Source organism: Streptomyces sp. NPDC054047 (assembly GCF_055585065.1).
This window is the reverse complement of sequence record NZ_JBVJKV010000013.1, coordinates 165,270-183,067: the sequence shown is the minus strand read 5'-3', so window position 1 is coordinate 183,067 and position 17,798 is coordinate 165,270. Positions and strand designations below refer to the sequence as shown.

Sequence of the window (17,798 nt, the reverse complement as noted above, 5' to 3'; positions counted from 1 at the left end):
CCCGGCGGAGTCCCTCACGTGAGGGATACGAAGACGGCTCCCCGGCGTGACGACCTGCGGGCACGGCGTCCCTAGCCTCCCTTCTCATGGATGGCATCACAGCAACAGCCGATGGCGGCGAAGCGACCATCGAAGTACGCGGGCTGCGCAAGCGGTTCGGATCGGTCACCGCGGTCGACGGCCTCTCCTTCACCGTCGCGCCGGGTCAGGTCACGGGCTTCGTCGGCCCCAACGGCGCCGGCAAGTCGACCACCATGCGCATCGTCCTCGGCCTGGACTCCGCCGACGAGGGCACCGCCCTCATCGGCGGGCGCCCCTACCGCGAGTTGCGTACGCCCTTGCTCGAAGTGGGGTCGCTGCTCGACGCGGCGGCCGTGCACCCCAGCCGCCGCGGACGCGATCACCTCCTGTGGATGGCGCACTCGCACCGTCTTCCGGTGCGGCGGGTGGACGAGGTCGTCGACCTCGTCGGGCTCGGGCAGGCCGCCCGGCGCAGGGCGGGCGGGTACTCGCTCGGCATGCGGCAGCGCCTCGGCATCGCGGCGGCGCTGCTCGGCGATCCGCCCGTGCTGCTCTTCGACGAACCCGTCAACGGGCTCGACCCGGAAGGCATCCGGTGGATTCGCGGCTTCCTGAAGTCCCTGGCCGCCGAGGGCCGCGCCGTGCTCGTCTCCAGTCACCTGATGAGTGAACTGGAGGACACGGCCGACCACTTGGTGGTCGTCGGGCGCGGGCGCGTCATCGCCGACACGAGCGTACGAGAGCTGCTCGCCGCCGCGTCGGGCGACCGCGTCGAGGTGCGGACGGCCGAACGCACGACGGCGATGACCGTCCTCGCGGGCGCCGGGGCCAGTGTCGCGGCCACCGGCCGCGACACGCTCACCGTCTCCCGTCTTGAGGCGGGACGGGTCGTGGAACTGCTCGGCGGCGCCGGTGTCGCCTTCTCGGGGGTCGCCGCGCACCGCGCCACGCTCGAAGAGGCGTACATGGAACTGACCAGGAACGAGGCGGAGTTCGCCGCCGAGCACCCGGTCGGGGAGGGCACCCGATGACGACCACGGCGACACCCCCTCGCCGCCCCGGCACGGTCGTGGTCGGGCGCGACGGCTTCCCGCAGCTCCTGCGCGCGGAGTGGACCAAACTGCGTACGGTGCGCCGCTGGGGCCTCACCCTGCTGGCCGCGGTCGTGGTGACCGTGCTGATCTCCCTGTTCTCCGCGTCCAGTTCGGGCCTCCAGGTCGAGGGAGGCGGCGGTTCGTCCGCGGCCGACCGCCCGGCCAGGCACGTCCGTGACGACTTCACCTTCGTGCACCGCACGCTCCCCGCCGACGGCAGCGTCACGGCGCGGGTGACAGGACCCACCGGCGCGGGCCCCGACCGGGCGCCCGAGTGGGCCAAGGCCGGGGTGCTCGTCAAGGAGAACACCGAGAGCGGCTCCGACTACGCGGCGCTGATGGTCACCCCGGGGCACGGGGTGCGCTTCCAGAGCGACTTCACCCGCGACGTCGCGGGGGGCGACGCGTCCGCCGACACGCCGCACTGGCTGCGGCTGACCCGGGCGGGCGCCACCGTCACGGCGTACGCGTCGGACGACGGCCGCGACTGGAGGAAGATCGGCACGGCCGGAATCGGCACGGCCACGGGCGCTGTCCCGGTCGGCCTCTTCGTGGCGTCGCCCAACGTGCAGTCCATGCAACGCCAGTTCGGCAACGTCTCGATCGACGACCGCCCGTCGCGCTCGACCGCGCGCTTCGACGAGGTGACGGTCAAGGGCGCGAAGAGCGGCGCCGACTGGAAGCGGACCGACATCGGCCAGGGCGGCGGCGGTCAGGGCAAGGGCGAGCAGGGTGAACTGGTCCGCTCCGGCGGGACGTTCACGCTGACCGGCTCCGGCGACATCGCCCCCGGCGCCCCCATGCAGCCCGACCTCGTCGCGACCGCCCTGAACGGCTCGCAGCTCGGCCTCGTCCTGATCGCCGCGCTCGGCGTCCTGTTCATCACCGCCGAGTACCGGCGCGGCATGATCCGCACGACGTTCGTGGCCAGTCCGCGGCGCGGCCGGGTGCTGGTCGCCAAGGCCGTGGTGATCGGCGCGGTGGCCTTCGCCGCCGGGCTCGTCGCGTCGCTCGCCTCGTACCTGCTCAGCATGCCGGTGCTGCGGGCGAACGGTCACGAGCCGCCGCGGTTCCCCGACTTCTCGCTGACCGACGGCCCCGTCCTGCGCGCGGTGTTCGGCACCGCTGCCCTACTGGCCCTGATCGCCGTGCTCGCCCTGGCGCTGGGCGCGCTGCTGCGCAACACCGCCGCCGCGATCACCACCGTCGTCGTGGTGATCGTGCTGCCGCTGATCCTGGTCAGCATGCTGCCGCTCGGCCTGTCGCAGTGGCTGCAACGGCTCACGCCCGTCGCGGGGTTCGCGATCCAGGAGACGACTCCGCGCCACGACCAGGTGGCGAGCCTGTGCCTCCCGGAGGACGGCTGCTATCCGCAGGGCGCGTGGACCGGCTTCGCGACGCTGGCCGCATACGCCGTCGTGACGCTCGGCGTCGCGGTGTGGCGCGTCCGGAAGCGGGACGCGTGAAGGGCGGCCGCGGTGTGCGCGCACCCGAGGGACGCGCGCTCGGCACCGTCCATGCCGAGTGGACCAAACTCCGTACCCTGCCCAGCACTTGGTGGCTCCTGTTCGCCGTGGTGGCCCTGACCGTCCTCGCGGGCGCGGCCACCGCCGCGTCGCTGACCGCCGGGGACTGCCCGGTCCCTGCCGACTGCCACGAGGACACCGTGAAGCTGAGCCTCACCGGGGTCTGGCTCGGCCAGGGCGCCGTCGTCGTCCTGGCGGTGCTCACGATGAGCGGCGAGTACGGCACGGGCACCATCCGTACGACGCTGACGACGGAGCCGGGCAGGGTGCGGCTGCTGGCCGCGAAGGCCCTGGTGCTGTGCGCCCTGACCGCGGCGGCCAGTGCCGTCGGGGTGCTCGGCTCCCTCCTGGCGGGGCGGATGCTGCTGGCCGCCGACGGCTTCGCGACACCGGGCCTCGCGGAGGGTCCGACCCTGCGCGCGGCCGCCGGCACGGTCCTCTACCTCACGCTGGCCGCCCTGATCGGCCTGGGCGTGGCCACCGCGCTGCGCGACACGGCCGGTGCCGTCACCGCGGTCCTCGGCCTCTTCTACGCCTTCCCGCTCCTGGCGGGGCTGCTCGCCGATCCCGACTGGCAGGAGTACGCCCGGCGTGCGGCGCCCGCGACGGCCGGGCTGGCGATCCAGTCGACGCTCGATCTGGACCAGCTGCCGATCGGGCCGTGGGCGGGGATCGGGGTGCTCGCCGCGTACGCGGGCGCGGCGCTTCTCGCGGGCGGGGCGGTGCTGCGGATGCGGGACGCGTGAGGCGGCGGGCGCGGGTGAGGCGGGCGTACGGATGAGGCGAGGCCGCCTACGGATGAGGCGGCGTGCGAGCGGGGCCCGTTACAGGTGAGGGCGCGGCCGGGACTTAGGTCCTGAGCCGCTCCTCCCCCATGGACAGCCCCCGAACTGCTGTGATCTCATCCGTCCGGGCGGATCGATCGACCTTCGGCGTGGATCGTCGGACCAGCCACGCTGATCGGCAGGCGATCCCTGTGTGCAGCATGTGACCGGCCACCGTCCTGGCCCGCGCGCCCGTGGGCCGGTCATCGCACGTCTCCGCTCAGGCCCGAAAGACCCCCACACATGCAGAAGACCAAGTCCGCGCTCTGGGAGTTCCTCCAGGGCCTCGGCAAGACGTTCATGCTCCCGGTGGCCCTGCTCGCGTTCTGCGGCATCATGCTGGGCATCGGCTCGTCGCTCTCCAGCGACGCCGTCACCGACAACCTCACCTTCCTCCAGGGCGATGGCTTCCACCTCGTCTTCACGTGGATGGCCAGTACGGGCCTCGTCGCCTTCAAGTTCCTCCCGGTGATGTTCGCGATAGCCATCCCGCTGGGCCTCGCCCGCGAGGACAAGGGCGTCGCGGCCTTCTCCGGCTTCGTCGGGTTCGCCGCGATGAACCTGGCGGTGAACTTCTACCTCACCGCCAAGGGCGTGGACCTCGAGGACGAGAAGGCCATCGCCCACTACGGCATCGCCGACGTCATCGGCATCCAGTCCATCGATACGGGACTGCTCGGCGCCGTCGCTGTTGGCATCGTTGTCAGCGTGCTCCACCAGCGGTTTCGTGCTCAGCGGATGCCGGACGCGCTCGCCTTTTTCGGCGGCCTGCGGTTCGTCCCGATCATCTCGACGCTCGTACTCAGCCTGCTCGGCCTGCTGATCCCGCTGGTGTGGCCGACGTTCAACGGCTGGATCACGGATCTGGGGCGCGCGATCGGTCACGCGGGTGTCTTCGGCCCGTTCTTCTTCGGCATGGGCGAGGTGCTGCTCCGTCCGATCGGCCTGCACCACATCCTCGTGGCGATGTTCCGCTTCACCGACGTGGGCGGTTCGGGCGCGGTCTGCGGCGATCAGGTCTCCGGCGCGCTGAACCTCTTCTACGCGCAGCTCAACTGCGCGAACCCGCCCGGTGACGATGTCACCAGCGCCACCCACTTCCTGTCCCAGGGCAAGATGGCGGTCTACCTCGGCGGGCTGCCGGGCGCGGCTCTGGCGATGTACCACTGCGCGAACAAGAGGATGCGCCCCGAGATCAAGGCCCTCCTGATCTCCGGCGTCGTCGCGTGCGTCGTCGGCGGCATCACCGAACCGCTGGAGTTCCTGTTCCTGTTCATCGCCCCGTGGCTGTACCTGATCCACGCGGTCCTGGTCGGCCTCGGCTTCCTGACGGCGGCCGTCCTCGGGGTGTTCATCGGCAACACCGACGGCAACGTCATCGACTGGCTCGTCTTCGGCGTCCTCCAGGGCACGACCACGAAGTGGTACCTGATACCGGTCATCGCCGCGGTGTGGTTCGCCGTCTACTACTTCCTCTTCCGCTGGGCCATCACCCGCTTCGACCTCAAGACGCCGGGCCGCGACGAGCCTGCCCCTGAGGGGACCGAGGAGGAGTCGTCGTCCCAGGACGAGGCCGCGGCTCCGCGCGAACTGATCGCGGGGAAGTACGACGCCGTGGCGATCCTGGAGGCGATCGGCGGCGCCGGGAACATCCAGTCCCTCGACAACTGCATCACCCGCCTGCGTATGACGGTCGCGGACGCCGAACAGGTCGACGAGCCGCGCCTGAAGAAGCTCGGCGCGGTGGGCGTCATCAAGCTCGACGCGCACAACGTGCAGGTCATCATCGGCCCGCAGGTGCAGTCGGTGAAGGACGCGATCGCGTCGTTGACGCGGGTGGGCTGAGCGATGGGGCACTCCTTCGATTTCGACACTCCGGTCGACCGGCACGGCACGTGGTGCACGCAGTGGGACTACGTGGAGGACCGCTTCGGCGTCCCGGACCTGCTGCCCTTCACCATCTCGGACATGGACTTCGAGACGGCGCCCGCGGTCCTCGCGGCGCTCCGCGGCCGGCTCGACCACGGCGTGCTCGGCTACTCCCGCTGGCGCCAGGCCGACTTCCTCTCCGCGATCGTCGACTGGTACGGCACACGCCACGCGACCGTGGTGGACCCGGAGTCGATCGTCTACGGCCCGTCCGTGATCTACCAGGTCGCCCGGCTCCTGCGCCTGTGGTCACGCCCCGGCGACGGGGTCGTGGTCCACACACCGGCGTACGACGCCTTCCCCAAGACCATCGCCGCCAACGAACGCCGCCTGCTGGGCTGCCCGCTCGACGACTGGACGGAGCTGGAGCGGCTCCTCGCCCTCCCGGACACGGCGGTACTGCTGCTGTGCTCGCCCCACAACCCCACGGGGCATGTGTGGACGGAAGGGGAGCTGGACCGCGTCGCGGCCCTGTGCGCGCGGTACGGCGTGGCGGTGATCAGCGACGAGATCCACTCGGACCTCGCGCACCCGCCGCATGTCCACCGCCCCTGGGCCCTGCACGGCGGCCGGGGCGACCGCTGGGCGATCGTGACATCGGCGTCGAAGTCCTTCAACATCCCTGCCCTAACAGGCAGTTACGGCATCATCGGCGACCCCACGACACGCGACGCGTACCTCCACCACCTCAAGGAGGCGGACGGCCTGTCGTCCCCGGCGGTGCTTTCCCTGGTGGGCCACATAGCGGCGTACCGAGAGGGAGCCCCGTGGCTGGACTCCCTGGGCACGTACCTGCGCGGCAACCTCCACCTGGTGGCCGACCGCCTGAACACGGCGTTCCCACCCCTGACGTGGACCCCACCCCAGGCGGGCTACCTGGCCTGGATCGACATCCGCCCCTTGAACATCGACGACGAGGCCCTACAACGCGAACTGATCGAAACCCAAAAGACAGCGATCATGCCCGGCACGACATACGACTCCCCCGGCCACCTACGCCTGAACGCCGGCTGCCCACGAACCAAGGTCGAGCAGGGGGTCACGGCTCTGATCGAGGCGGTGCGGGCGCTCCAGCGGAGGGACGGCGCCGTCTGAGCTGTGGGGCCGGGAGCTGGAGGGGAGCTGAGGGCCGCTTCAGTATGCGCAGGTCAGACCGTTCTCCTTGAGGCTGCCCGCCCTCTCCCATTGGTACAGTCGCCAGGTTCATCCCCCTTGCACCCGGGAGACCCGCGCCATGGCCGTCGACGAACTCGACACCCGCATTCTGCGTCTCCTCCTGGAGCAGCCCCGCACCAGCGTCCGTGAGTACGCGCGTGTGCTCGGCATTGCCCGTGGCACCCTTCAGGCGCGGCTCGATCGGCTTGAGCGGGACGGGGTGATCACCGGGACGGGGCCTTCCCTCTCGCCTGCCGCGCTCGGGCACCCGGTGCTTGCCTTCGTGCACATCGAGGTCACCCAGGGGCATCTCGATGAAGTGGGGGACGCTCTTGCTGCCGTGCCGGAGATCATCGAGGCCTTTTCCATCACCGGTGGTGGTGATCTCCTGACCCGCGTGGTCGCCCGGGACAACGGGCACCTGGAGGACGTGGTCCAGCAGCTGATCCAGATGCCGGGCGTGGTCCGTACCCGTACGGAGATGGCTCTGCGCGAGCGCGTCCCGCACCGGCTGCTGCCGCTCGTCGAGTCGATCGGGAAGGCCTCGGCCTCTGCCTCCGCCCCCGCCTCCGCCGTGCAGCGGTGAGCTGCGGCTTTGGCATGCTGGAGGGCATGAGCATCCTCGGCAAGACCTCGGTCATCTTCGATCTCGACGGCACTCTCGTGGACAGCGAGCCCAATTACTACGCGGCACAGCGCGGGCTGCTCGCCGAGCACGGAGTCGACTACACCTGGGCCGAGAACGAGCAGTTCGTAGGCATCAGCACCCAGGAGAGCCTCGCCATCTGGAAGGAGCGGTACGGGATCGACGTACCGGTGGCCGAACTGCTCCCGGAGCTCGACCGTCGCTACCTGGAGCTGGCCCGCGCCGACACGCACGTCTTTCCCGAGATGCGGAAGTTCGTGGAGCGGCTGCACGGTGCGGGGGTGCCGATGGCCGTGGCCTCCGGGTCGTCCCGCGCCGCCATCGAGGCGATCCTCTCCGGCACCGGCCTCGACGCACTCCTGACCACGTTCGTCTCGGCCGACGAGGTCGCGCACGGCAAGCCCGCGCCCGACGTCTTCCTGGCCGCCGCCGCGCTCCTCGGCGCGGACCCGGCCGACTGCGTGGTCCTGGAGGACGCCGCTCCGGGGGCGACGGCAGCGCACGCCGCCGACATGCGCTGCATCGCCATCCCCTATGTCACCGCCCACGCCGACCAGCCGGCGTTCGCGTCGGCGGGGCTCCTGCTGCGCGGCGGGCAGGCCGAGTTCACGGCGCAGGCGGCTTGGGACCACCTGGCTGCTCTGTCGCGGTCGTAGCCGTTGCTGTTGCCGCTGCCGTAGCTGTGGCTCGGGCTCGCTCCGTCAGTTCCGTTCTTCTGATCTTGCCCGTCGCCGTGAGCGGCGGTTCGTCGAGGATCTCCACCACGTAGGCTGGCGTGCGAGCGGCTCCTCAGCCTTGGGGACCGCCTTGGGGACCGCCTTGGGGATCGACTCCGAGCAGGTGCAGGAACATGGCGGTCACATCGCGCACGGCCGCGTCGTACGCATCCGGGTCCGCCGCCGTGAGCCGGGCGAACTGGATGCTCATGCCGCCGACCGCGCGGGCCACGGCGAGCGGATCGGCGACCGGCCGGGCCCTGCCCTCGGCGGCGAGCCGCCGGATGTAGCGGGCGGACCGGTGGATCGGGCGCTCCTGGGTCTCCTCCCACAGCGCGCGCACGTCCTCGTCGTTCTGCGCCTGCTGCTCCAGCAGACGCAGCAGCGGCAGGTGTTGGGCGTACGCGGCGATGAAGGCGGCCGTGGACGCCCCGGCGACCTCGCGCGCGTCGTCCAGGTCGACGCCCGGCACGTCCTGCGCGGCGAGGAACGCGTCCCGTACGCGCGCCGCGAGGACGCGAAAGATCTCCTCCTTGGACGCGAAGTACACATAGAAGCCCGCCCGGGAGACCTCCGCCTCCGCCGTGATGTCGGCGATGGTCGTCGCGCCGTAGCCACGCCGCGCGAACACGGCCTCGGCGGCGTCCAGGAGCCGCCCGCGGGCCGGGGCGTCGCTGCGGTCGCGGGCGGTGCGGGTCGCCCAGGGCTGCTGTTGATGTCGTGCCACGCGGCGAGCTTATTGACGTTGACGCCAATGTCAATGAGCATGGCGGCGCCGCACACTTCAGGAGGGCTTCATGGGTTCTGCCGCCGTGCTCGTCGCCAACCGCGGGGAGATCGCCGTCCGCGTCCTCCAGGCCGCCGCGGATGCCGGACTGCGCACCGTCGCCGTGTACGCCGATGACGACGCCGCCGAGCGGCACGTCCAACTGGCCGATGAGGCACAGCCGTTGTGCGGCACGGGTCCGGCCGCCTATCTGGACGCGGGCGCGGTGCTCGCCGCGGCCCGGCGCTCGGGGTGCGAACTGGTCCACCCCGGCTACGGGTTCCTCAGCGAGGACGCGGACTTCGCGGCGCGGTGCGCGCAGGCCGGGCTGCGGTTCGTGGGACCCTCCCCCGAAGTGCTGGGCCTGTTCGGCGACAAGGCACGCGCGCGTGCGCTCGCCGTGCGCCTCGGAGTGCCCGTCCTGGCGGGCACACAGGGGCCGACGAGCCTGGCCGAGGCCGCCGATTTCCTCTCCGGGCTCGGCCCTTCGGGCGCGGTGATGGTGAAGGCCATCGGAGGCGGTGGCGGGCGCGGCATGCGCGCCGTGCGGCGTCCGGACGAACTCGCGGACGCCTGGGAGCGCTGCCGCTCGGAGGCCCTGCAGGGTTTTGGGCGCGCGGAGTTGTACGTGGAGGAGCTGCTGACCGGCGCCCGCCACATCGAGGTCCAGATCCTGGGCGACACCACCGGCGAGGTCACCCACCTCTGGGAGCGGGACTGCAGTGCCCAGCGCCGCCACCAGAAGCTCGTCGAGATCGCCCCGGCGCCCGGCCTCGTCGCGGACGTACGGGAGAAGCTCGTGTCCGCCGCTCTCCGGATGGCTCGCGAGTGCGGCTACACCGGCCTCGGCACCTTCGAATTCCTCGTCCTGGGCGAGGAGTTCCACTTCATCGAGGCGAATCCGCGCCTCCAGGTCGAGCACACCGTCACCGAGGAGGTCACGGGCGTCGACCTGGTGGTGACCCAACTGCGCCTCGCCGCAGGCGATTCGCTGGCGTCACTGGGCCTCGCGGGACCTCCGCCGCAGCCGCGCGGCTACGCACTCCAGGCACGCGTCAACGCCGAGTCCCTGGCGCCCGACGGCACCGCGCTGCCCTCCACGGGCACACTCACCCGCTTCGACGTGCCGACGGGCCGGGGGGTGCGCGTGGACACCGCGGCGCGCAACGGAGCGGAGATCGGGGCGCGTTACGACTCCCTGCTCGCGAAGGTCATCACGCACACACCGCATGGGGACTTCGCGGCGGTCTGCGAACGCGCGTCCCGCGCGCTCGCGGACTTCGCGGTCGAGGGCGTACGCACCGGAATCCCGCTGCTCCGGGCCCTGCTCGCCCACCCGGGCTTCACGGCGGGCGGCGCGCACACGGACTTCGTGGCCGAGCACATCGCGGAGCTGCTGCCCGACGAGCCGCCGCGGGCGGTCCCGGGTGACGCGACGATCACCGCCCCCATGACCGGGACGGTCGTCACGGTCGATGTGGCGGTGGGTGAACAGGTCGCGGCAGGGCGGCAGTTGCTCGTGCTCGAAGCGATGAAGATGGAGCACGTGCTGCGTGCGGAGGCCTCCGGAACCGTGACCGCCCTCCACGCGCGCGTGGGCGACACGGCGGCGGAGGGCCACCCCCTGGTGACGGTGGACGCGTCGGCGGCGGGCGAGGCGGCGACGGCCCACGCCGAGGAATCCGCGGACCCGGACGCCATCCGCCCCGACCTGGCCGAGAGCCTGGCCCGGCACGCGTTCGGCCTGGACGAGCACCGCCCCGAAGCCGTCGCCAAGCGCCACCGCATCGGGCGCCGCACGGCACGCGAGAACATCCAGGACCTGTGCGACGACGGCACGTTCACGGAGTACGGGGCGCTGGCGATCGCCGCCCAGCGCCGTCGCCGCTCCCTGGACGATCTGATCGCATCGACGCCCGCCGACGGCATGGTCACCGGCACGGGGCGGATCGACGGCGTGCGGTGCGTGGCGATGTCGTACGACTACACCGTGCTCGCCGGCACCCAAGGCCTGCAGAACCACCGCAAGACGGACCGCATGCTCCAGCTCGCCGAGGAGCGGCGGCTGCCCGTGGTGCTGTTCGCGGAGGGCGGCGGCGGGCGCCCCGGCGACACCGACACGACGTCCGTGGCGGGGCTCGACGTGGCGACGTTCCATCAGATGGGGCGGCTGAGCGGTCGGGTGCCCCTGGTGGGCGTCGCGTCCGGGCGGTGCTTCGCGGGCAACGCGGCCCTGCTCGGCTGCTGCGACGTGGTGATCGCGACGCCGGAGGCGAGCATCGGGATGGGCGGCCCCGCGATGATCGAGGGCGGCGGCCTCGGCGTGTACCGCCCCGAGGAGGTCGGCCCGCTCTCCGTCCAGGTGCCCAACGGCGTCGTGGACATCGCGGTGGCCGACGAGGCCGAGGCGGTGCGGGTGACACGGAAGTACCTCGCCTACTTCACGTACGCCCCCGGGAAAGCCGGAAGTTGGGACGCGCCGGACCCGCGGCTGCTGCGCCACGCCGTCCCGGAGAACCGGCGCCGCGCCTACGACGTGCGGGCCGCGATCGAGGGCATGGCCGACACCGACTCGGTCCTGGAACTGAGGGCAGGCTTCGGAGCCGGCATCATCACCGCTCTCGTACGCGTCGAGGGCCGGCCGATGGGGCTGCTGGCCAACAACCCCGGGCACCTGGGCGGGGCGATCGACCGCGACGCGGCGGACAAGGCGGAGCGCTTCCTGCGGCTGTGCGACGCGTTCGGGCTGCCCGTCGTCTCGCTCTGCGACACACCGGGTTTCATGGTCGGCCCGGACGCCGAACGGACGGCGACCGTGCGGCACTTCTCCCGGCTCTTCGTGACCGGCGCCCAACTCCGGGTCCCGCTGGTGAGTCTGGTGCTGCGCAAGGCGTACGGGCTCGGCGCGATGGCGATGATGGGCGGCTCCACGCGTGCCCCGGTGGCGACAGCGGCATGGCCCAGCGGCGAGTTCGGGGGGATGGGGCTCGAAGGCGCCGTCCGTCTGGGCTACCGCAAGGAGCTGGCCGCGATCGCCGATCCCGAGGAGCGGCAGCGGGTGTTCGACGCCCATGTCGCCGAGTTGTACGAGCACGGCAAGGCGGTGAATGCCGCGGCCGCGTTGGAGATCGACGCGGTCATCGACCCCGCGGAGTCGCGGAGTTGGATTCTGGCGGCGTTGGAGGGTGCGGGCGGGGCGCGGCCGTGATCGGCCCGACCCGGGGCTGCCGTCAGTACAAGACCCCTCCGTACAAGATCCCTCCGTACAAGATCCCTCAGTACATGATCCCCACGAGGCCGTCCCCCTGCTCGGCGCAGACGAGTCCGCCCGCGCAGCAGGAGCCCCAGCCACCGGACTCGGGCCCGACGAGGGTCACGCGCTCCCAGCGCTCCGTCGTCGGCGTCGCCCGTGAGAGGCGCAGGCCGAGCTCGTCCACCGCCATCTCGGCGAGGGGCGGGCCGCCGGGCGGTGCACCGGCCCATGGCAGCACGGCCACGATCTCGGCGGCGGGATAGCCGAACAGGTCGATGTCGTCCCAGGCCACCGGTGTCGTCTCGGGGCCGTCCGCCTGCCCGTCCGGCTGCCTGCGCGCCTGGATCTCCACGCGGGCCAGCCGGTCGGTGGCTCCGGGCCCGCCGCCCCCGAATCCCAGGACGACGCCGTCGAGCTCGGCGTCGAAGTTCCACTCGGGCTCGAAGAGGAGGCCGCCGAGCCAGGCGTCGTGCGCGTGCCGAAGCTCCGCGTACTGGTCCAGGGTCAGCCCCATGCACTGGCGGTGGTGCGTGACCCTGTCGGGCGGCAGCAGTTCAAGGACCTCGCCGGGAGTCATCCCGAACTTCAACAGTCCAGCCCCGCCCGGCAGTTCCACGCCGACTTCTCGCAACAACTCCAACATTGCACCATTGTTCACCCGTTGACCCAGGTGGCAAGGCTGTTGACGAGATCACACAGAAACCGGTTGCGCGGTCAGCGGTCGGTCAACGGTCAGCGGTCAGGACTGGGGACGGCTGCCGTGGTTGGCCGCGTGCTTGCGGCGTGCCTTCTTCTTGCGGCGTCGCTTCGATGACATGCGCTTCCCCTCTCGCCAGGTGCGCCAAGTTCACCTTGAGTGATATTTGGCATTTCGGACGTTTTCCACCGTTTCACAGAGCATCCCGACCGGCGACTGGACTCACCCGCATGCAAACAGATTGTTCACAACAAAGCATTGACAGCATGATGTGCGTCCTTCACGCTGAAGGCATGTCACCGACATCGACACCGGAACCCCGGCCCGACGAGACCGACCCCTTCAGCCCCACGCACCCCGACCAGGTGCGAGCGGGCCGCGCCCCCGCCTCGCTGTTCCGCATCGCCGAGCGGCACGCGGCCACCGACGAGCAGCGGTGGCGGCAGGTGAACTCCAGGATCATCAGCCCCCATGAGGCCGTACGCATCGTGACGTTCCTGATGACCGGGATCGCCCAGCCCGCGGAGGGCGAACCGGAGGTGGACCACGCGGACATCACCGCGGCGCTGACGCTCATGCCGGCGGCCCGCGGCGAGATGGACGACGTGGAGTCCGCGCTCCTGCAGATGGCACGCGGTCGCGGCATGACCTGGCCGCAGATCGCCTTCGGCCTCGGCCTCGGCACTCCGCAGGCGGCGCGACAGCGCTACGAGCGGTTGGTGGGCCGTACGGCGCCGCTCGATCCGGAGGTCACCCCTCCGAGCAAGTGAGTCCGCGCCCCTGCTCGGGAGCCCCACCCCCGGGGACGTGGGTTCCTCCGTCGGTCCGGCAGCGGCTACTGCCCCCGGCCCGCATGCCGGAGCCACACATAGCTGACGGGCTGCGGGGCGTTCCACTCCGCGGCGGGGGCGGGCTCGACGGGGAGGAATCCGGCCCCGCGGTAGCAGCGCAGGGCGGGGGCGTTCTCCGGGTGGACGCGCAGGAAGATCTCCGGGTGGCCGGCCCGCAGTGCCTGCTGGATCAGCCCCCGCACAAGACGCCGCCCGACGCCCCGCCCACGGGCTCCCGGCGCCACGATGATCCGGGCGAGCTCCGCCTCGTCCTCCTCCTCGTCGTCGCGCCACACCTCCCCGTAGCCGAGGAGCGCCTCTCCCTCGACCAGCACGTGGCCCCGCACGTCCCCGTCCAGCTGCCAGTCGGCGACCACCCGGGCGTCCACGGGAAAGGCGCGCAGTCCGCACCACAGGGCCACCTCACCGGCGGAGGCCGGCCAGCTCGCCACCGTGCCGGCATCCGCCACGGCGAACGGTCGAAGCTCCATGTACGATCGCTCCCGCCATGCAGATGAATGCCAATTACACCAGTCTCGTCGCGGTCGGCGACTCCTTCACCGAGGGCATGTCGGACCGCCTGCCCGACGGCAGCTACCGCGGCTGGGCCGATCTGCTCGCCGCCCGGATGGCTGCCGCCTCCCCCGGTTTCCGGTACGCGAACCTCGCGGTGCGCGGGAAGCTCATCGGCCAGATCGTGGACGAGCAGGTGGACGTCGCGGCCGCCATGCAGCCCGATGTGATCACCCTGGTGGGCGGCCTCAACGACACGCTGCGCCCCAAGTGCGACATGGTCCGCGTACGCGGCCTCCTGGAGGAGGCGGTCGAACGCCTCGCCCCCGCCTGCAAGCAGCTGGTCCTGATGCGCAGCCCGGGCCGGAGCGGGCCCGTGCAGCAGCGTTTCCGCCCCCGCATGGAAGAACTCTTCGTCCACATCGACGACTTGGCGGCACGGCACGGCGCCACGGTCGTGGACCTGTACGGATCGACCGTGCTCAGCGACCAGCGCATGTGGGACGTGGACCGTCTGCACCTGACGGCCGACGGGCACCGCAGGGTGGCCGAAGCGGTGTGGCAGTCCCTCGGCTACGACCCCGAGGACGACTGGCAGGCCCAGCTCCCGGACACCGTCCCCCCGAACTGGGCGGCACGCCGCGTGGCCGACGTCCGCTTCACCAGGCAGCACCTCGTCCCCTGGATCATCCGCCGCCTCACAGGCCGCTCCTCCGGCGACGGCCTCCCGGCCAAGCGCCCGGATCTACTGCCGTACGAGGACCCGTTCGCGTAAGCGCGCTACGTACTCTCCCTGGCCGTGTCCGCGAACTGGGCCAGGCTCTGGGACAGGGCTTCCAAGCTGCGGTCGAAGGTTTGCATCTGCTCGCTCGTGACGGTTGCCGGGACGGAGCCCGCGCTCCATCGCGCGATGAGCGTCAGCGGTTCGGCGACCAGGTCCGTCGTCCGCACCGCCTGGCGGTAGACCCGGCGGGGCCCGGCCAGCATCAGGATCGCGTGCTTCGTGATGAGCTCGTGGTACTGGGCGTCGATGGCGGTGACCCGGGCGCGCGCGGTCGTGGCGTCGAGTGGTTCGTAGACGTCGGCCAGTCCCGTGCGGAAGTGCCGGCTGACGTCGGCCAGGGCCGTGCCGATCTCCGCCACCAGGGTGAGGTAGGCGAGGCACGCTTCCTGGCGGGCCTTGTTCTTGCTCAGCCGCGACGCGGACATCGACGTGACGAGCGCCGCCGCCCCGGTGGCCGTCGCCCCCACGGCCGCCCCGAGAATGGCCGCCAGTCCTTGATCCATCCCACGCCCCCCGTGAATCAGGCGTCACAGCATAGGTGGGCTCGGACTCGGGCGAACCATCCCAGGGGGCCTCGGCCAGGTCGCGCGGGCCCTACTCCTCCACCTCGTCCTCGAAGTGCAGCGCGATGGACTGCAGGACGTCCGCGGACGTCACGTCCGTGCGGCCCTCGTCGTGTGCTTCGGCCAGTTGTGCGAAGGAGAAGGCGAAGGCCGAGGTGATCTGCTCGATGACGGGGCTCAGCTCCCGGCCCACCACCTCGGCGACCTCGATGGGGGTGGCGTCGGCGGGGATTTCGATGCGCGGCAGCATCTCCTCGAGCATCGTGCCGACCGCGCCGCTGGGCTCGACCTCGCCGTCCGGGTTCTCCCTCACCTGTCGGCGCATCTCGATCGCCTCGGTCAGGATGCCGACGACTCTTTGGATGATCTCGCGCTGCTCCATGCATGAAGCCTAGACGTAGGCGGATCACCAGGACTTGCGGCACCGCGCGGGGCCCGGCGTCCGCCGGCTCCCGCGTGGTGCGCGACGACGGGAGCGGCGGACGGAGCGACAGCGGCTCAGCGGGCGAGGGCGGCGTCGAGCCAGGTCTGGATCTCGGCGGTGACCGGGTCGGTGATGTCGTCGAACTCCCGGTGCTTCTGGAGGAACTTCGCCACGTACGGGCAGATGGGCACGATCCGCAGCCCCGAAGCGCGGACGTCCGTCAGCGCCTCCCGCACGAGGATCGAGGCCAGGCCCTGACCGGCGAACGCGTCGTCGATCTCGGTGTGGAAGAAGACCCGCTGGTGATCGCGGTCGCGGTACGCGGTGAAGCCCGCGGCCTTGCCGTCGACCAGGATCTCGTAGCGGTGCCGGGGGTCCACGCGCCGGACGGCGGGGGCGGGAGGCGTGGGAGTGGCGTCGGGCGGGGTCATCGGGTGCCTTTCGGGTGGGGCGGGTTTCCGCGCAGGGCGAGGGTGGCGTTCGGCAGGGCGGGAGCGGGGATGCGCTCCCCGTCGTAGCCCTCGACGTGGCCGAAGCGGTCGGAGGCGTTCTGCCACGCCTCTCTGGCTTCGACGATGTCCTCGTGGGTGCGGCCGACGAAGTTCCACCACATGACGATCCGTTCCTCGAACGGGACTCCGCCGAGCAGGACGACCCGGGCGGGCGCGTCCGTCTCGTTCGTGAGCGTCAGGGTGGCGTGACCCGGGCCGAGGAAGCCCAGCTCCGCGGCGCGCAGGAGCGTTCCGGCCATGCGGACCGTCCCCTGGTCGACGAGCAAGCCGTGCTCGAAGCCGGTGGCGGTCTCCAGCGTCGTCGTCGCCCCCGGGTCGAGGACGAGTTCGGCGCCGAGCAGGGGCGTGAAGGTCGGCACCGGGGAGGTCTCGCCGGCGAGGGAGCCGAGGAACACCCGGACGTCCGCCCCGCCGACCCGGACCGCGGCCGGGACGTGGTGCCGGAAGTCCCGGGCGGCATGCCGGTGCTCCTCGGGGAGCGCCACCCAGAGCTGGACGCCGTGCAGGAGCGTGGTGTGCGGGGTCGAGACCTCGGTGTGGCTGATGCCCGAGCCGCCCGTCATCAGGTTCAGCTCGCCGGGCCGCACCATCGCGTGGCTTCCCAGGCTGTCGCGGTGCTCGATCTCGCCGCTGAAGAGCCAGCTCACCGTCTGGAGGCCGGTGTGCGGGTGGGGGGCGACGTCCATGCCGCCCGAGACGGCCACGTCGTCGGGGCCGTAGTGGTCGACGAAGCACCAGGCGCCGATCAGCGTCCGGGACCGCTGGGGCAGGGTGCGCCGCACGGTCATCGCCCGCGGGCCCCCGAGGGGGACGTCCCTGGCCGTCAACACCTCGACGTACGGCGCGGGTTCCCCGTACTCGGAGGCCGCATGCCGCGTCTGCGCGGGATCCACCTCTGTGCCGCTCATCGCACACCCCTCACCCATGTGGTTTTATGTTCAACAAATGCTTCCGATACTACGCCCTGCCACCACCGACGAGTGGTTCCCCCTCGGGCGACGCTCCGTGCGATTCCCGACGATACGCGGCCGCCGTACGGCTTTAACGTCCCCTGCGGACAAGCCGTTTCAGCGAACCAGAGCAGCAAACAAGTTGGTGGATGAAATGAACCAGCCCCTCACCTCGGTCAGGTGCACGGTCGACGCACAGGTCGGCGCCCCGCCGAACATCGCGGCGCCGGTGCCCGCGGAACTGCACTACGACCTGGCCGACCCCTGCGCCGTACGCCTCTCCCTCGGCGCACCCCTGACGAGCCCCGTCGACTGGGTGTTCGCCCGGGACCTGCTCGCCGAGGGCCTGCATCTGCCGACGGGGATCGGGGACGTGCAGGTCAGCCCCCTGCGCCTGGACCGTACGCACCGCGTGCGCATCACCCTCAGGTCCGCCACCGGGGCGGCGGTGGTCGACATCGACGCCGCCGAGACGGACGCGTTCCTGCGGCAGTCCTTCGCCCTGGTGCCACCGGGAACCGAGAGCGCGCACATCGACCTCGACCGCGCCGTCGCCGACGTCATGGGCCGCAGCGCCTGACGGAGACCCGGCGCC

At 71.5% G+C, this 17,798-nt stretch carries 19 protein-coding genes; 11 read left to right on the top strand and 8 right to left on the bottom strand.

Going from position 1 to position 17,798, the window contains the following annotated elements:
- Positions 1 to 86: 86 nt before the first annotated feature.
- The 7 genes from ACZ6ZP_RS36445 to ACZ6ZP_RS36415 all read left to right on the top strand — a co-directional run bounded on the left by ACZ6ZP_RS36445 (position 87) and on the right by ACZ6ZP_RS36415 (position 7,851).
- Positions 87 to 1,052, top strand: a complete 966-nt coding sequence (locus ACZ6ZP_RS36445; RefSeq protein ID WP_383825397.1) for an ABC transporter ATP-binding protein — start codon at positions 87 to 89, stop codon at positions 1,050 to 1,052.
- Positions 1,049 to 2,581 carry a DUF1349 domain-containing protein gene (locus tag ACZ6ZP_RS36440; protein ID WP_351172355.1) on the top strand — a complete coding sequence of 511 codons (1,533 nt, stop codon included), beginning with the start codon at positions 1,049 to 1,051 and terminating at the stop codon, positions 2,579 to 2,581. The genes ACZ6ZP_RS36445 and ACZ6ZP_RS36440 overlap by 4 nt, the downstream gene beginning before the upstream one ends.
- 14 nt (positions 2,582 to 2,595) lie before the next feature.
- Positions 2,596 to 3,387 (top strand): ABC transporter permease, encoded by a 792-nt coding sequence (locus ACZ6ZP_RS36435; protein WP_469410100.1) that lies wholly within the window; start codon positions 2,596 to 2,598, stop codon positions 3,385 to 3,387.
- A gap of 321 nt (positions 3,388 to 3,708) precedes the next feature.
- Entirely contained in the window at positions 3,709 to 5,310 is a 1,602-nt protein-coding gene (gene malX, locus ACZ6ZP_RS36430) for a maltose/glucose-specific PTS transporter subunit IIBC (RefSeq protein WP_383825403.1), read from the top strand.
- Between the two features lie 3 nt (positions 5,311 to 5,313).
- Positions 5,314 to 6,489 (top strand): MalY/PatB family protein, encoded by a 1,176-nt coding sequence (locus tag ACZ6ZP_RS36425; protein ID WP_469410098.1) that lies wholly within the window; start codon positions 5,314 to 5,316, stop codon positions 6,487 to 6,489.
- Between the two features lie 139 nt (positions 6,490 to 6,628).
- Positions 6,629 to 7,135: an Lrp/AsnC family transcriptional regulator gene (locus ACZ6ZP_RS36420; RefSeq protein WP_351172343.1), complete on the top strand. Its 507-nt coding sequence runs from the start codon at positions 6,629 to 6,631 to the stop codon at positions 7,133 to 7,135.
- Positions 7,136 to 7,161: 26 nt separating this feature from the next.
- On the top strand, positions 7,162 to 7,851 hold the full coding sequence (locus ACZ6ZP_RS36415; RefSeq protein WP_469410094.1) for an HAD family hydrolase: 690 nt from the start codon (positions 7,162 to 7,164) through the stop codon (positions 7,849 to 7,851).
- A 133-nt stretch (positions 7,852 to 7,984) separates the two neighbouring features.
- On the opposite strand, the gene ACZ6ZP_RS36410 is transcribed toward ACZ6ZP_RS36415, so the two are convergent.
- Positions 7,985 to 8,638, bottom strand: coding sequence for a TetR/AcrR family transcriptional regulator (locus ACZ6ZP_RS36410; protein WP_366463839.1), 654 nt, complete (start codon positions 8,636 to 8,638; stop codon positions 7,985 to 7,987).
- 70 nt (positions 8,639 to 8,708) lie between these two features.
- Here ACZ6ZP_RS36410 and ACZ6ZP_RS36405 point away from each other — a divergent pair, with 70 nt between their 5' ends.
- A complete protein-coding gene (locus tag ACZ6ZP_RS36405) occupies positions 8,709 to 11,885 on the top strand; it encodes a carboxyl transferase domain-containing protein (protein ID WP_469410091.1) in 3,177 nt (1,058 codons plus the stop codon).
- A gap of 67 nt (positions 11,886 to 11,952) precedes the next feature.
- On the opposite strand, the gene ACZ6ZP_RS36400 is transcribed toward ACZ6ZP_RS36405, so the two are convergent.
- Positions 11,953 to 12,573: a hypothetical protein gene (locus ACZ6ZP_RS36400; protein WP_366463842.1), complete on the bottom strand. Its 621-nt coding sequence runs from the start codon at positions 12,571 to 12,573 to the stop codon at positions 11,953 to 11,955.
- 96 nt (positions 12,574 to 12,669) lie between these two features.
- Positions 12,670 to 12,747, bottom strand: coding sequence for a 50S ribosomal protein bL37 (locus ACZ6ZP_RS36395; RefSeq protein WP_466231358.1), 78 nt, complete (start codon positions 12,745 to 12,747; stop codon positions 12,670 to 12,672).
- Positions 12,748 to 12,920: 173 nt separating this feature from the next.
- Between ACZ6ZP_RS36395 and ACZ6ZP_RS36390 the strand changes: the two genes are divergently transcribed.
- Positions 12,921 to 13,397, top strand: coding sequence for a DNA-binding protein (locus tag ACZ6ZP_RS36390; RefSeq protein ID WP_361472154.1), 477 nt, complete (start codon positions 12,921 to 12,923; stop codon positions 13,395 to 13,397).
- 65 nt (positions 13,398 to 13,462) lie between these two features.
- On the opposite strand, the gene ACZ6ZP_RS36385 is transcribed toward ACZ6ZP_RS36390, so the two are convergent.
- A complete protein-coding gene (locus ACZ6ZP_RS36385; protein ID WP_361472157.1) occupies positions 13,463 to 13,948 on the bottom strand; it encodes a GNAT family N-acetyltransferase in 486 nt (161 codons plus the stop codon).
- A 17-nt stretch (positions 13,949 to 13,965) separates the two neighbouring features.
- On the opposite strand from ACZ6ZP_RS36385, the gene ACZ6ZP_RS36380 reads away from it, so the two are divergent.
- Complete coding sequence (locus ACZ6ZP_RS36380; protein ID WP_351172326.1) at positions 13,966 to 14,745, top strand: SGNH/GDSL hydrolase family protein; 780 nt, start codon at positions 13,966 to 13,968, stop codon at positions 14,743 to 14,745.
- A 5-nt stretch (positions 14,746 to 14,750) separates the two neighbouring features.
- Here the strand turns inward: ACZ6ZP_RS36380 and ACZ6ZP_RS36375 are convergent, their stop codons facing one another.
- The 4 genes from ACZ6ZP_RS36375 to ACZ6ZP_RS36360 all read right to left on the bottom strand — a co-directional run bounded on the left by ACZ6ZP_RS36375 (position 14,751) and on the right by ACZ6ZP_RS36360 (position 17,161).
- Positions 14,751 to 15,257, bottom strand: a complete 507-nt coding sequence (locus tag ACZ6ZP_RS36375) for a hypothetical protein (RefSeq protein ID WP_351172323.1) — start codon at positions 15,255 to 15,257, stop codon at positions 14,751 to 14,753.
- A gap of 91 nt (positions 15,258 to 15,348) precedes the next feature.
- Positions 15,349 to 15,699 carry a hypothetical protein gene (locus ACZ6ZP_RS36370; RefSeq protein WP_351172320.1) on the bottom strand — a complete coding sequence of 117 codons (351 nt, stop codon included), beginning with the start codon at positions 15,697 to 15,699 and terminating at the stop codon, positions 15,349 to 15,351.
- Positions 15,700 to 15,815: 116 nt separating this feature from the next.
- Positions 15,816 to 16,172 (bottom strand): GNAT family N-acetyltransferase, encoded by a 357-nt coding sequence (locus ACZ6ZP_RS36365; RefSeq protein ID WP_361472164.1) that lies wholly within the window; start codon positions 16,170 to 16,172, stop codon positions 15,816 to 15,818.
- Positions 16,169 to 17,161 carry a pirin family protein gene (locus ACZ6ZP_RS36360; protein ID WP_469410086.1) on the bottom strand — a complete coding sequence of 331 codons (993 nt, stop codon included), beginning with the start codon at positions 17,159 to 17,161 and terminating at the stop codon, positions 16,169 to 16,171. Before ACZ6ZP_RS36360 ends, ACZ6ZP_RS36365 begins: the two co-directional genes overlap by 4 nt.
- Positions 17,162 to 17,357: 196 nt before the next feature.
- Between ACZ6ZP_RS36360 and ACZ6ZP_RS36355 the strand changes: the two genes are divergently transcribed.
- On the top strand, positions 17,358 to 17,783 hold the full coding sequence (locus tag ACZ6ZP_RS36355; RefSeq protein WP_351172311.1) for an SsgA family sporulation/cell division regulator: 426 nt from the start codon (positions 17,358 to 17,360) through the stop codon (positions 17,781 to 17,783).
- Positions 17,784 to 17,798: the final 15 nt, after the last annotated feature.

What these genes read in the sequence shown, in the direction of transcription:
- ACZ6ZP_RS36420 (WP_351172343.1), top strand. Translation starts at nt 6,629, where the DNA reads ATGGCCGTCGACGAACTCGACACCCGCATTCTGCGTCTCCTCCTGGAG.
- ACZ6ZP_RS36380 (WP_351172326.1), top strand. Translation starts at nt 13,966, where the DNA reads ATGCAGATGAATGCCAATTACACCAGTCTCGTCGCGGTCGGCGACTCC.
- ACZ6ZP_RS36400 (WP_366463842.1), bottom strand. Translation starts at nt 12,573, where the DNA reads ATGTTGGAGTTGTTGCGAGAAGTCGGCGTGGAACTGCCGGGCGGGGCT.
- ACZ6ZP_RS36440 (WP_351172355.1), top strand. Translation starts at nt 1,049, where the DNA reads ATGACGACCACGGCGACACCCCCTCGCCGCCCCGGCACGGTCGTGGTC.
- ACZ6ZP_RS36360 (WP_469410086.1), bottom strand. Translation starts at nt 17,161, where the DNA reads ATGAGCGGCACAGAGGTGGATCCCGCGCAGACGCGGCATGCGGCCTCC.
- ACZ6ZP_RS36375 (WP_351172323.1), bottom strand. Translation starts at nt 15,257, where the DNA reads ATGGATCAAGGACTGGCGGCCATTCTCGGGGCGGCCGTGGGGGCGACG.
- ACZ6ZP_RS36365 (WP_361472164.1), bottom strand. Translation starts at nt 16,172, where the DNA reads ATGACCCCGCCCGACGCCACTCCCACGCCTCCCGCCCCCGCCGTCCGG.
- ACZ6ZP_RS36445 (WP_383825397.1), top strand. Translation starts at nt 87, where the DNA reads ATGGATGGCATCACAGCAACAGCCGATGGCGGCGAAGCGACCATCGAA.
- malX (WP_383825403.1), top strand. Translation starts at nt 3,709, where the DNA reads ATGCAGAAGACCAAGTCCGCGCTCTGGGAGTTCCTCCAGGGCCTCGGC.
- ACZ6ZP_RS36370 (WP_351172320.1), bottom strand. Translation starts at nt 15,699, where the DNA reads ATGGAGCAGCGCGAGATCATCCAAAGAGTCGTCGGCATCCTGACCGAG.
- ACZ6ZP_RS36385 (WP_361472157.1), bottom strand. Translation starts at nt 13,948, where the DNA reads ATGGAGCTTCGACCGTTCGCCGTGGCGGATGCCGGCACGGTGGCGAGC.
- ACZ6ZP_RS36355 (WP_351172311.1), top strand. Translation starts at nt 17,358, where the DNA reads ATGAACCAGCCCCTCACCTCGGTCAGGTGCACGGTCGACGCACAGGTC.
- ACZ6ZP_RS36405 (WP_469410091.1), top strand. Translation starts at nt 8,709, where the DNA reads ATGGGTTCTGCCGCCGTGCTCGTCGCCAACCGCGGGGAGATCGCCGTC.
- ACZ6ZP_RS36425 (WP_469410098.1), top strand. Translation starts at nt 5,314, where the DNA reads ATGGGGCACTCCTTCGATTTCGACACTCCGGTCGACCGGCACGGCACG.
- ACZ6ZP_RS36390 (WP_361472154.1), top strand. Translation starts at nt 12,921, where the DNA reads ATGTCACCGACATCGACACCGGAACCCCGGCCCGACGAGACCGACCCC.
- ACZ6ZP_RS36395 (WP_466231358.1), bottom strand. Translation starts at nt 12,747, where the DNA reads ATGTCATCGAAGCGACGCCGCAAGAAGAAGGCACGCCGCAAGCACGCG.
- ACZ6ZP_RS36415 (WP_469410094.1), top strand. Translation starts at nt 7,162, where the DNA reads ATGAGCATCCTCGGCAAGACCTCGGTCATCTTCGATCTCGACGGCACT.